12 protein-coding genes and 1 pseudogene are annotated in these 12,129 nt (G+C 68.3%); 7 read left to right on the top strand and 6 right to left on the bottom strand.

The features are described 5' to 3' along the window. The first annotated feature begins 37 nt into the window (after positions 1-37). Positions 38-676, top strand: a complete 639-nt coding sequence (locus ACQ86A_RS02350; RefSeq protein ID WP_431279027.1) for a LysE family translocator — start codon at positions 38-40, stop codon at positions 674-676. 31 nt (positions 677-707) lie between these two features. Here ACQ86A_RS02350 and ACQ86A_RS02345 read toward each other — a convergent pair whose 3' ends face one another. Next, entirely contained in the window at positions 708-1,241 is a 534-nt protein-coding gene (locus ACQ86A_RS02345) for a YbhB/YbcL family Raf kinase inhibitor-like protein (protein WP_431279026.1), read from the bottom strand. A gap of 65 nt (positions 1,242-1,306) precedes the next feature. Further along, positions 1,307-2,104, bottom strand: coding sequence for a polyprenol monophosphomannose synthase (locus tag ACQ86A_RS02340; RefSeq protein ID WP_431279025.1), 798 nt, complete (start codon positions 2,102-2,104; stop codon positions 1,307-1,309). A 155-nt stretch (positions 2,105-2,259) separates the two neighbouring features. On the opposite strand from ACQ86A_RS02340, the gene ACQ86A_RS02335 reads away from it, so the two are divergent. Continuing rightward, entirely contained in the window at positions 2,260-3,153 is an 894-nt protein-coding gene (locus tag ACQ86A_RS02335) for a rhodanese-related sulfurtransferase (RefSeq protein WP_431279024.1), read from the top strand. 28 nt (positions 3,154-3,181) lie between these two features. On the opposite strand, the pseudogene ACQ86A_RS02330 reads toward ACQ86A_RS02335, so the two are convergent. Together ACQ86A_RS02330 and ACQ86A_RS02325 are read right to left on the bottom strand one after the other, a co-directional pair. Next, a pseudogene (locus tag ACQ86A_RS02330) lies at positions 3,182-4,761 on the bottom strand (Na+/H+ antiporter). An 86-nt stretch (positions 4,762-4,847) separates the two neighbouring features. Further along, the gene (locus ACQ86A_RS02325) at positions 4,848-6,245 is read right to left on the bottom strand and encodes an LssY C-terminal domain-containing protein (RefSeq protein WP_431279023.1); all 1,398 of its coding nucleotides are present in this window, start codon (positions 6,243-6,245) and stop codon (positions 4,848-4,850) included. Positions 6,246-6,303: 58 nt separating this feature from the next. Between ACQ86A_RS02325 and ACQ86A_RS02320 the strand changes: the two genes are divergently transcribed. The 3 genes from ACQ86A_RS02320 (at position 6,304) to ACQ86A_RS02310 (ending at position 8,650) form a co-directional block, all read left to right on the top strand. Then, positions 6,304-7,089 (top strand): isocitrate lyase/PEP mutase family protein, encoded by a 786-nt coding sequence (locus ACQ86A_RS02320; protein ID WP_431279022.1) that lies wholly within the window; start codon positions 6,304-6,306, stop codon positions 7,087-7,089. A 54-nt stretch (positions 7,090-7,143) separates the two neighbouring features. Next, on the top strand, positions 7,144-8,166 hold the full coding sequence (locus tag ACQ86A_RS02315) for an MDR family oxidoreductase (protein ID WP_431279021.1): 1,023 nt from the start codon (positions 7,144-7,146) through the stop codon (positions 8,164-8,166). A gap of 103 nt (positions 8,167-8,269) precedes the next feature. Continuing rightward, positions 8,270-8,650 (top strand): DUF1304 domain-containing protein, encoded by a 381-nt coding sequence (locus tag ACQ86A_RS02310; protein ID WP_431279020.1) that lies wholly within the window; start codon positions 8,270-8,272, stop codon positions 8,648-8,650. Between the two features lie 15 nt (positions 8,651-8,665). On the opposite strand, the gene ACQ86A_RS02305 is transcribed toward ACQ86A_RS02310, so the two are convergent. Continuing rightward, a complete protein-coding gene (locus tag ACQ86A_RS02305) occupies positions 8,666-9,907 on the bottom strand; it encodes an FAD-dependent oxidoreductase (RefSeq protein ID WP_431279019.1) in 1,242 nt (413 codons plus the stop codon). 24 nt (positions 9,908-9,931) lie between these two features. Here ACQ86A_RS02305 and ACQ86A_RS02300 point away from each other — a divergent pair, with 24 nt between their 5' ends. Continuing rightward, a complete protein-coding gene (locus tag ACQ86A_RS02300) occupies positions 9,932-10,312 on the top strand; it encodes a DUF1304 domain-containing protein (protein WP_431279018.1) in 381 nt (126 codons plus the stop codon). 21 nt (positions 10,313-10,333) lie between these two features. On the opposite strand, the gene ACQ86A_RS02295 is transcribed toward ACQ86A_RS02300, so the two are convergent. After that, the gene (locus ACQ86A_RS02295) at positions 10,334-10,720 is read right to left on the bottom strand and encodes a hypothetical protein (protein ID WP_431279017.1); all 387 of its coding nucleotides are present in this window, start codon (positions 10,718-10,720) and stop codon (positions 10,334-10,336) included. Between the two features lie 121 nt (positions 10,721-10,841). On the opposite strand from ACQ86A_RS02295, the gene ACQ86A_RS02290 reads away from it, so the two are divergent. Beyond that, on the top strand, positions 10,842-12,023 hold the full coding sequence (locus tag ACQ86A_RS02290) for an ROK family transcriptional regulator (RefSeq protein WP_431279016.1): 1,182 nt from the start codon (positions 10,842-10,844) through the stop codon (positions 12,021-12,023). The last annotated feature ends 106 nt before the right edge of the window (positions 12,024-12,129 follow it).

Below are 12,129 nucleotides of genomic sequence, written 5' to 3'. Positions count from 1 at the left end.
GTGGCCCAGCGGTGTTCCGGGTGGGTATCGTTTGCGCATGGTTCCCACGCCGTCGCTGCTCGCGTTCGCACTCGCGTCCCTCGCGCTGATCGTGATCCCCGGGCCGAGCGTGCTGTTCGTGATCGGGCGGTCGCTCGCGCTCGGCCGCGCGGGCGGCCTGCTCAGCGTGTTGGGGAACGCGCTCGGGATGCTCCCCCTGATCACCGCCGTCGCCGTGGGGATCGGGGCGGTCGTCGCACAGTCCATCATCGTGTTCACCGTCATCAAGTTCGCCGGTGCGGCATACCTCGTGTACCTGGGCGTGCAGGCTATCCGGCACCGGCGGCACACTGCGGTGACGCATGAGGCGACGCCGCCGCGCGGCTCGAAGCTGCGCATCCTGACCGAGGGGTTTCTGGTCGGGGTGACCAACCCGAAGACGCTTGTGTTCTTCGTGGCGGTGCTGCCGCAGTTCGTGGACTACACGGGCGGCTGGATCCCCGGGCAGATGTTCGAGCTCGGCGTGGTGTTCCTCGTGATCGCTCTGGCCTGCGACAGCGTCTGGGCGCTGGTCGCCGGCACGGCGCGCGGCTGGTTCGCCCACTCCCCGAAGCGCGTGGAGCGACTCGGGGCAGCGGGCGGCGTGATGATGATCGGGCTGGGCGGAGTGCTCGCCCTCACGGGGAACAAGCACTAGCGGTCGCCCGCCGAGCGCGGCTGTGGCCGAGCTAGATGTCCCCCGCCGTGGCGATAGGGACCAGGAAGCCGCGCGCGAGGGTGTGGAAGTGCGCGTTGAACCCGAGGATCGCGGGGGTCGACGACGGATCGAGGTCGAGCCTCTCGACGTCGAGTGCGTGAACGACGATGTTGTAGTGGTGCGTGCCCGTTCCGGGTGGCGGCCCGGCCCCGGTGAAGCTCTTCGCGCCGAGTTCGTTCGACAGCATCGCCGCTCCCTGGGGCAGGGATGCTCCTCCCTCTGCACCTGCACCGCTTGCGATCGAGGTGACCGAGGCCGGGATGTTGTACACGGCCCAGTGCCAGAATCCTGAGCCGGTGGGCGCATCCGGATCGTGGACCGTGATGACGAAGCTCTTGGTCTCCGGCGGGAAGCCGCTCCAGCTGAGCTGCGGCGAGAGATCCTGCCCGCCACCGCCGGAACCCCACTGCGCCCGTGTGAGGGGCTGGTCGTTTGCGACATCGTCGCTGGTCAGGTCGAAATGAGGGACGGCGCCGAAGCGCTCGAACGGATCGTTCACAGACATGAAGTTCACGCTACGCCCGGCGGTGCCCGGAGGTCGACAGCGGCTGTGGGACTGTCAGCGGACGGTCAGTGCTCCACCGTGTGGCCGACAGTCGGGGCGGGCTGCGGGCGACCACGGAAACGCGTCGGCAGGCCGGTGATCCCCCAGCCGGTCACGCGCAGCATGGCCTCGGCGACGATGCCGCTCGTCATCTTGGAGGCGCCCCGCTCCCGCTCCACGAAGGTGATCGGAACTTCGGCGACGGTGAGCCCGGCCCCATATGCGCGTCGGAGCATGTCGATCTGAAAGCAGTAACCCTGGCTGTCGACATCGGCGAAATGGATGCGATTCAGAGCATCGGCGGTGAAGGCGCGGTAACCGCCGGTCACGTCTCGGGCGCGGATTCCGAGAGCGATCCGCGAGTATGCGCTACCGCCCCGGGAGAGCAGGCGGCGATGGGCCGGCCAGTTCTCGACGCCTCCGCCGGCCACCCAGCGCGAGCCGAGCACCACGTCCGCGCCGGTCCCGGCGGACTCGGCACCTTCGGCGCCCTCCGGTCGCAGCGCGGCGAGGAGCCGCTGGAGTTGCTCGGGCTGATGGGAGCCGTCGGCGTCCATCTCGACGATCCGCGTGTATCCCGCGTCGAGCGCCCAGCGCATCGCGTCGCGGTACGCGGCACCGAGGCCGTTCTTGCCAGCGCGGTGCAGGACGTGCACATTCGCGTCGGCTGCGGCGAGCGCGTCAGCGAGCGCCCCGGTTCCGTCGGGAGAGTTGTCGTCGACGACGAGCACCTCGACCTCGGGCGTCGCCGCGCGCACCCGTCCCACGATCGAGGCCACGTTCTCGCGCTCGTTATAGGTAGGGATGATCACGAGGGTGCTCATCGACCCACCTCCTTCTGACGCCTGTCGCCCCTTGCCGTCGCCGGATGCGATTGCACTGTACGCCCCAAGCATTGCGGATGCAGATGAACGAACGAAATCCGCGCATCGCTCGGGCTCTGAGAGTGCCCACAGGTCGAACCGCCTACCATTGTGCGGTGTCCCAGCCGAAGATCATCCTCTACTACGCGTTCACGCCGCTGCCCGATCCGGATGCGGTACGCCTGTGGCAGCGCGACCTGTGCGAGTCGCTGGGGCTGCGCGGGCGCATCCTTCTCTCCGCCGACGGAATGAACGGCACCCTCGGCGGCGACCTGCGCGCGCTCAAGCGGTACCTGCGCAAGACGAAGGACTACCCCGCGTTCAAGAACCTCGACGTGAAGTGGAGCGAGGGAACCGGGCTCGACGACGACGGACGCAGCCTCGACTTTCCGCGCCTGTCGGTGAAGGTACGCGACGAGATCGTCAGCTTCGGCGCTCCGGGTGAGCTGCAGGTCGACGCATCCGGAGTCGTCGGCGGCGGCACGAAACTCGACCCGGCTGCCCTGCACTCGCTCGTCGCCGAGCGTGACGACGTGGTCTTCTTCGACGGCCGCAACCGATTCGAGGCTGAGATCGGGCGGTTCCGGGATGCGGTGGTTCCGGATGTGTCGAACACCCGCGAGTTCGTGGCCGAGCTCGACAGCGGTCGATACGACCACCTCAAGGACAAGGCCGTCGTCACCTACTGCACCGGGGGCATCCGGTGCGAGGTGTTGTCGGGGCTGATGAAGTCGCGCGGGTTCGGAGAGGTGTACCAACTCGACGGCGGGATCGTGCGGTACGGAGAGACGTTCGGCGATGACGGCCTCTGGGACGGCTCGCTGTACGTGTTCGACGGCCGGGGGTCGATGGACTTCAGCGACCACACCGAGGTCATCGGCCACTGTGTGGTGTGCGGCACCGCCTCGAAGCGGATGCGGAACTGCGCCGATCCGTCGTGCCGCGAGCAGCTCGTGGTGTGCGAGAACGAGTCCGATGTGTTCTGCGAGGCTCACGCGGTTCAGGCCTGACCACCTTCGGAACGCACGCCGCGCGGGCTCAGTTCAGCGGCTTCTTCGGACCGGACGACTTGAGCGCCGCCTCCTCCGCATCGAGGAAGGCGAGCACCGACCGCACCGCGAGCTCCTGGTAGCGGCCCTCGGTCCGCGCTTGGAGGACGGCTGCGCGTTCGGCCTTGATCATCGAACGACGCAGTCGCTGGTACTCGATCGGTGCGTCGACGCTTCCGTCGGGTGTCGGGTTCTCGAGGGCCTGCGCCAGGAAGACCGCGTTGATGTGGAGTCGCTCGATGACGCGCTCATCCTCGTCACCGGTGACCTCGTCGTCGAGCTTCGCGAGCCCGGCCGTCTGGGCCTCCGCCAGTAACCGCTGCATCTCGCTCGCCTCCTGCGCGAAGTCAGGCGCCGGCAGTTTGAGCCTGCGGATGATCCACGGCAGGGCGAGCCCCTCCAGCAGCGTCGCCGCGACAACGACGAAGGCGAGGAACTGCAGGAACTCGAGGTGCGGGGTCTGGCTCGGCAAGAGGAACACGGCGGCGAGCGTGACCACCCCGCGCATCCCGGCGAACGACACCGCAATGCCGGTCTGCCAGCTCCAGCCGCGCTCTCGAAGTCGTTCGGGGCCGTATCGGTAGATGGCGGTCGTCAGCACCATCCAGACGAACCGCGCCAGGAAGAGGGCGAAGAGCACGACGACGCAGATCAGAACGGTCTGAAGCGCCGTGATCCCCGACGTGAATGCCCTGCTGAGGATGCCCGCGAGCTCGAGTCCGATGAAGAGGAAGACCGCGTTCTCGAGCAGGAACGAGATCGTGCGCCAGTTGATCGTCTCGGCGATCCTCGCTTCGGCGGTCTGGATGGTCGGCGACCGATACCCGAGGAACAGTCCGGAGACGACCACCGCGAGGATTCCCGACCCGTGAAGGAGCTGCGCCGGGATGAACGCGAGATACGGCGTGATCAGCGCGAGCGAAGTGTCGAGCACGGGGGCCCGCAACTGCTTCCGGATGGCCGCGATCAGATAGCCGAGACCGAGACCGACCGCGACGCCGACGACCACGGCCAGCACGAAGTCCCCGGCGATCGCCCACGGATTGACGACGCTGACGATGGCCGCGATCGTCGCGTTCAGTGCGACGAGGGCGGTGGCGTCGTTGAGAAGACTCTCCCCTCCAGCACCGTGACGAGTCGACGCGGGAGGTGCAACCGTCCGGCGATCGCGGTGACCGCCACGGTGTCCGTCGGAGCGACAACCGCACCGAACGCGAAAGCGGCAGCCAGTGTGAGCGTGGGGACCACGAGCCAGGTCGCGAACCCGACGACGATCACGGTGAACACGACCAAGCCGACCGAGAGCAGCAGGATGCTGTCGCGCCTGGCCCGCACATCCACGAACGAGGTCTGGATGGCAGCCGCGAACAGAAGAGGCGGCAGCAGCCCGTACAGCACAAGGTCCGGCTCCAGCTCGACCGCGGGCACGCCGGGGATGAATGAGACGGCCGCTCCCACAGCCACCAGTACGACCGGCGCCGACCAGCCGACCTTGCGCGACAGACCCGTGACGGTGACCGTCACGAGCACGAACGAGACGATCCAGACGATGACGATGACTGGAGGCATGCTGTTCATGATGGCGGCAACACGGAAGCGGCGGCAATGGTTCCCGGATCCGGGAGATCACTCCGGGGACTTCAGGGACGAGTTCGCTAGCGGATCGTCGTGTCGTCGGCCGCCGTGTTCGTCGTGAGCAGTGCATCGATCCCGCGCCGCCGTTGCTTGCGGCCACGGGCCCACAGGCGGGCGCGCTGGGACGACAGCGCCAGGACGACGAGGATGTCGAGCGGCAGGCCGAGAAGGTTGTTGTGGAGCGAGACCTGAGGGCCGCCATTGAAGTAGTCGATCGCCGTCGCAATGATGAACAGCGCACTCAGCGACATCGCCGCGATGCGGGCCCAGTTGCTGCCGCGGAACACCAGGACCGCGACGAGCAGGTAGATCACGAGCCCGAACGCCAGCAACCCCATCACCACGGCCACCACGATCTCGACGGTCGCCCTGGACGGCGGGTCGACGATGCCGGCCTCGGCGACCAGCTGTGACTGCACGACCCGGTGCCACTCGATGACGGTCAGCGCGACAGTGAGGCCGCCCGCGACCACGCGCAGCAGCATCAGGAGGAAGCCGAGGGTCGTCGGGACCGGGCGCTGTTCGGCGAGCGCGGCGCGGCGCGCATCCGCCTGATCCGAGACGGCGATGGCCGCGGAGTCGACGGCCACCCCACGCACGTCGATCACGGGCAGATCGCCGTCGGTCTCGATGGTGTCTCCACCGCCGTTGCGCGCGTGGTAGCCGGTGGAGAAGTCCTTGATGAGGTCCACGGTCACGCCGACCTCAGCATCCTGAAGCGTGGAGACGATGTGGTCGCGCTCGATGTCCGTGTTCGCGTCGATCTTGTGGGTGACCTGCATCGTGAACAGCGAGAAGCCGACGGCCCTGTCGAACGTGCCCGCGGCCATCCAATCCGCCCGGTTGCCGCCTGGTAGGAGCCAACCGTCGGGACAGCGCCAGAACCTCACGTGATGACGCTTCGCCGGGTTGCCCTTGACCTCCTGCTGATACGCGACATCCTGCTGGTGGCCGAAGAGGAACAGCGGGCTGACAGGAGCCTCGTCGTAGCTCTTGCGCCGGATGGTCGAACTGATGATACGGAGGCTCGTGCCAAGGGTCACGTCGTCGGCTCGGGTCCAGCCGGCCTTGCGCATCGCCTCATCGAGCTGCGCCTCGGTGCCGAGTGCGGCCAGGTTGATCGGGTCGCCGAGCAGGCCGTCGCTCGTTCTGGCCCGGCCGATGAAGTAGTCGGGCACGTAGATGGACGTCAGGATGCGGTGCAACCGAGGCAGCACCAGGTACGCGAGCACGACCCAGAACAGAACGAAGAAGAGGAAGAGGAACCAGCCCCAGCTGAAGCTCTCGGTGAACACCAGCCAGGCGAGCCAGACAGCCGAGGCGCCGCCGAAGACGAAGAACGAGTAGTCAACGACGACGCTGACCGAGCGCGGACGCGCCTGAGCGGAGCGGGTCTTGGTCACCGTCGTCTGCGGCATGGGGCCATCCTACGGCGGGGGTGTCCACAGCCGAATGGGGCGGCCTAGTGTGGGGTGCATGAGCGAGCAGAGCGAGAAGATCGACCGGGCGCGCGAGCTGTGGCGGCTGCACGAGGCGCCGGAGTTACTGCAGGTCGTGAACGTCTGGGATGCGGTGAGCGCCAAGGCGATCGCCGCTCTCCCCGAGACGCGGGCGCTGGCGACCGCCAGCCACTCGATCGCCGCATCGCACGGATACGAAGACGGCGAGCGCATCCCTCTCGACCTGATGCTGACCGCGATCGGACGGATCGTCGATGCCGTCGACCAGCCCGTCTCGGCCGATCTCGAAGCCGGGTACGGGGATGCGGGCGAGACCATCCGCCGCGCGATCGGCATCGGAGCGGTCGGGGCGAACCTCGAAGACGCCATGCGTCCGTTCGACGAGGCCGTCGCTGCCGTGCGCGCGACGATCACCGCCGCCGAGGCCGAGGGCGTCCCCTTCGCGCTCAACGCCCGGACCGATGCGTTCATCAAGGCGCCAGAACTGTCCCCCGACGAGAAGATCGCCGAGGCGGTGCGCCGTGGCCGGGCCTTCCTCGACGAGGGCGCCGCATGCGTCTTCGTCCCCGGTCCCCTAGACGAGGCGGCGATCGAACAGCTCGTCGGCGGCCTGGGCGCGCGCAAGCTGAGTGTGATCGGCTACCCCGGATCCGTGCCTCCCGCGAGGCTGCAGGAGTTGGGCGTCGCACGCATCTCCTATGGTCCGTGGACGCAGCGGGTCGTGCTCACGACACTGCAGGACACGGCGACTGCGCTCTACGCGGGCGGCACAGTGCCGGCGGGCACCCGGATGCTCAACTAGCGCATCCTGAGGCACGCTCCGGTGCCCGCCCGACCCCGGCGTATGGTGACAGCCATGACTGATTTCCGGGCCATCGTGATCGAGCAGGAGAAGGATGCGGGGCGCATCCTCGCGCACACCGCGGAGGTCAGGCGCGTCACCGACGCCTTCCTCATGCCCGGCGACGTGACGATCGCGGTCGAGTTCTCGGGGCTCAACTTCAAGGACGGACTGGCGATCGCAGGGCGCCCTGGCGTGGCTCGGGTCTCGCCGCTCATCCCCGGGATCGACATCGTGGGTGTCGTGGCGGAGTCGGCCGACGAGCGTTGGAATCCGGGCGATCGCGTGGTGCTGAACGGTGACGGCGCCGGCGAGAGTCATCACGGCGGCCTGTCCGAGCGGGCTCGCGTTCGCGGGGATGCCCTCGTGCGCGTTCCCGAATCGCTCACCACCGAGCAGGCGGCCGCTATCGGAACCGCGGGGTTCACCGCGATGCTGTCCGTGCTGGCTCTGGAGCGCAACGGCGTCGACCCCGAGGCCGTTCGCCAGGCGGGCTTGAGTGTGCTCGTCACGGGCGCGGCTGGCGGCGTCGGGTCGGTCGCGATCGGGATACTCGCCAAACTGGGTTACCCGGTTACGGCGTCAACGGGCCGGGTGGCCGAACAATCCGACTATCTGAGGGGGCTGGGCGCGAGCGAGATCATCGACCGGGCCGAGCTGACCGATCCGGGCAAGCCGCTGCAGAGCCAGCGCTGGGCCGGGGTGGTGGATGCTGTCGGCAGCCACACTCTCGCCAACGCCCTCGCGCAGACCGTCTACGGCGGAACGGTGACTGCGTGCGGACTGGCGCAGGGGTCGGACCTGCCCGCGACCGTGCTGCCGTTCATCCTTCGCGCCGTCACGCTTGTGGGGATCAACAGCGTCGAGGCGCCGCCGGCCCTTCGCGACACGGCCTGGCGTCGACTGGCCACGGACCTCGATGCGGACGCGCTCGCAGGGATGACGACGGTGATCCCGCTGGCCGATGCGGTGCCCGCTGCGGAGCGCATCCTCGCCGGCGAGCTGCGGGGCCGTACCGTGGTGGACGTGCGCGCCTGAGATGCGTGGGTTTGGGGCGCGAGGGGTTGGGGCGCGAGGGCCTCTGACTGCCGGGCGGGCGCGGCTGGCGGCGACCGCGCATCCGCACCCCTAAGCTGGCGGCATGATCGTCCTCGCCACGGTTTTCGTCACCCTCGCAGCGGCCCTCCACATCGGCATCTTCATCATGGAGAGCGTCGCCTGGGCGCGACCCGCCATCTGGAAGCGCTTCGGTGTAGCCAGCCAGGAGGCCGCGGACACGACACGGCCGATGGCGTACAACCAGGGCTTCTACAACCTGTTCCTCGCGATCGGGGCGATCGTCGGCCTCATCCTCTACGGGGTCGGGATGCACGCGGCCGGGCTGGCGCTGATCCTGTTCACGATGGCGAGCATGGTCGCCGCCGCGATCGTGCTGGTGACGACCGGGCGCGGCTACGTTCGCGCGGCGCTCATCCAGGGAACGCTGCCACTCGTCGGTTTCGTTCTGATGCTGTTGGCCTGATGCTGCCGGCCTGAGTCACACGCCGACCCGGGCGGGCTCGCGCAGCTCGGGAGCGACGGACTCCGGCAGGAAGCCGCGGCCGATCATCCGCGCGGTGAGCTTCTGGATCACGGGTGTGGCCGCGCCGATCGCCAGGTGCAGGGCACGCGGCATCGGATTCGGCAGGAAGGCCAGGCCGCCGGGCTTCGCGATCCGTTCGTGGGCGGCCAACTGAAGATTCTGCATCCGGCGCACGGGCGGCAGTCGCCGTTCCTGGATGGCGTCGAGGACGCGCAGGTCGACGGAGCCGGAGCGCAGGGGCTCAGCGAGTGCGTTGGCGGCGGCGACCGCATCCTGAACGGCGTAGTTGACACCCACCCCGAATGCCGGCGACATCGCGTGCGCAGCATCGCCGATCGCGAGCAGGCCGCTGCGGTACCAACGCTCGAGGCGGTTGATCTGCACCGAGAGCAGCTTCACGTCGTCCCAGCCGGCGACCGCGTCGGCGACCGACTCGAGAACCGGGGCCGCTGCGACCAGTTGTGTGCGGAACGCCTCGATGCCGCCGGTCTTCAGTTCGTCGAAGCCGCCCTTCGGGATGATCATTCCGGCCTGGTAGTAGTCGCCGCGGTCGATCGTGATCACCATCGCCCCGTGATCGATGTACGCGAGTGTGCTGGGCGGCACCACTTCGGGCTTCGGCACCCGGAACCAGAGCACGTCGATCCCGACCCCGAAACGGCGCGGGCGCAGACCGGCGGCGGTCCGGATGCGCGAATCGCGTCCATCCGCGGCCACCGTCAGCGGCGCGCGCACCTCCCGCTCGCCGTCGGGACCGTGCACAACGACGCCTCGGATCACGCCTCCGTCGTCGATGACGTCGATCGCCTCGGTCTCCATCAGCAGGTGGAACGTCGGGAACCCGGCGCCTTCAGCAGCGAGGAAGTTCAGGAAGTCCCACTGCGGCGCGAGCACGAGGAAGTCGTCGGGAGGCTCGAGCTTGCCGAAGTCGATCGGGTGCAGCCGGGAGCCGTTGATGACCGCATCCAGAGTGCGGATGCTGTTGTGCGGCAGCCCCAGGAACTGCTCGCGCAGCCCGAGCTCGCCGAGCACCGAGATCGTCGATGGGTGGATCGTGTCGCCGCGAAAATCGCGGAAGAAGTCCTTGTGCTTCTCCAGCACGACGACGTCGATACCCGCGCGGGCGAGAATCAGGCCCAGCATCATGCCCGCCGGCCCGCCCCCGGCGATCACGCAAGATGTCTCCACTGCTTCCATAAGCCATAAGCGTAGGCTCACGCCATGGCCATCATCGGAACAATCCTGATCGGGGCGGCCGTCATCGTGCACGTGGGGTTCTTCGCGATGGAGAGCGTGCTGTGGTCGTCACCGGGCGTCTGGCGCAGATTCGGGATCCCGGACCAGCGCGATGCAGACGCGGTGCGGCCGATGGCATACAACCAGGGCTTCTACAACCTGTTCCTCGCCGGCGGCGCAGCCGTGGGACTGGTGCTGTACTGGACGACCCTGCACCAGGTCGGATTCGGGCTGGTCTTCTTCTGCGCGACCTGCATGGTGCTCGCAGCGATCGTGCTGCTCACCACCGGCGGCCGCTACCTGCGCGCCGCGCTGCTGCAAGGGGTGCTGCCGCTCGTCGGGCTGGTGCTGCTGACGATCGGCTAGCGGTGCGGCTAGCGGTGCTCGCTAGTCGATGAACTCGCCGCCGTCGGCCGTCTCGCTGGCGTCGAGGCGGAGCGTCTCGATGAGCTTCGTCGCGTGCGGGGTCGAGACGATGATGCGCGAGTACTCCTCGCCCTCCAGGTCGATCACGACCGCGGCGCGCTGCTTGCCCTTGATGAGCAGGAAGTCTTTGCCGCCGTGGAACTTCCAGGTGCCGACAGCGAGCGCGAGCGGAACGCTGGCTCCGGGAGCACGGATGCCGCGGATCCAGATCCACGGGTCTTCGGTGATGGCGACCGACCGGATGCTCTCCCGCGGCACCACCAGGTCTTCCCGTTTGAGCGCGAGCACCTTCTCCGCCGGCGTGAGGTGAATCTCAAGACGGTCGGGGTGAACGTGCAAATCGGCCATGCCTCTATCCTGCCAACTCGGACGCGCATCCTGGGCGTCGAATGTTCACAAAGACATAACCCTCTTGCCTGCGGGATCGCACAGCCGGGCGGGCTCCAGCACGGCAATGTACGCTCATCTGGTGGCAACGCAGCGTCGGACTCCGGGATCGCAGACTTCGCTGCGCGAGGCGAACCGGGCGCGCATCGTCAACGCCATCAAACGGCACGGCGGCCTGACCCAGATCGAGCTCGCCGGAGCGACCGGGCTCTCCCCCGCGACGGTGTCGAACATCGTCAAGGAGCTGGCCAGCTCGGGCGTCCTCAACACGTCGCAGAGCATCCGGAGCGGCCGTCGCGCCCAGCATGTGACGCTCGCCCACGCACTCGGTCTCGTGGTCGGTGTGCACGTCTCGACACGGCACATGCGGATCGCCCTCGCAGACGTGGCGCACACGGTGGTCGCCGAGCACCACATGCCGCTCGCGAAAGACCACCGGGCCGACAACGAGCTCGACAAGATCTCGCTACTGCTGACCGACATGCTCGAGTCGGTGGATGCACGTCGTGACGAAGTGCTCGCCGTCGGCGTCGCCCTTCCCGCACCGGTCGACCAGGCCACGGGCACGATCGCCCGCCTCGGGATGATGCGGGGCTGGGACGGCGTGCACATCGCGGAATCCCTCGAACGCCGTGTGAAGCGCCCGGTCTGGGTGGACAACGCGGCCAACCTGACCGCGCTCGCCGAAACCCGCCTAGGAGCCGCACGCGGGAGGCGCAACACCGTCACCCTCGACATCGCCGACAGCATCGGCGCGGGGCTCAGCCTGAACGGACAGCTGTACCGCGGTGCCCACGGGATCGCGGGCGAGTTCGGCCACATGGTCATCCGGGAGAACGGGCCACTCTGCCGCTGCGGCAACCGCGGCTGCCTCGAGGCCATCGCGGGCGGCCCCGCCATCCTGGACGAGCTGCGCGACCACCTCGGCAGCCTGAAACTCGGTGACGTCGTGACGCAGGCGAAGGCTGGGGATGCGCGCTGCATCCGTGCTATCGGCGACGCCGGGCGGCACATCGGCGAGGCGACCGCGAACCTCTGCAACCTGTTCGACCCCGAGCTGGTCGTCGTGGACGGCGAGCTCGCCCGCTCGGGCGAACTGCTTCTCGGTCCGCTGCGGCACGCCGTCGAACGGTCGGTGATCGGCGGTGGTTCTCTCACGCCCGAGATCGTCGAGGGCCAGCTCGGCACCCGCGCCGCGACCCTCGGCGCCGTCGTCTACGCCGTCGATCGCGCAACCGTCGGCGGCGACCTGATCTCCTTCTGACCATGAGCCCGATGACCACCCGAACCGATGACCACCCGAACCGATGACCACCGGAATCCGATGACCACCCGAAACCAGCCACTGCCAGCAGCCGAACGGAGGCACC

It is taken from the genome of Leifsonia poae, from assembly GCF_050632195.1.
Taxonomy (GTDB): domain Bacteria; phylum Actinomycetota; class Actinomycetes; order Actinomycetales; family Microbacteriaceae; genus Leifsonia; species Leifsonia poae_C.
The sequence above is the reverse complement of the archived record's forward strand: the minus strand, read 5'-3'. Positions and strand labels throughout refer to the sequence as shown.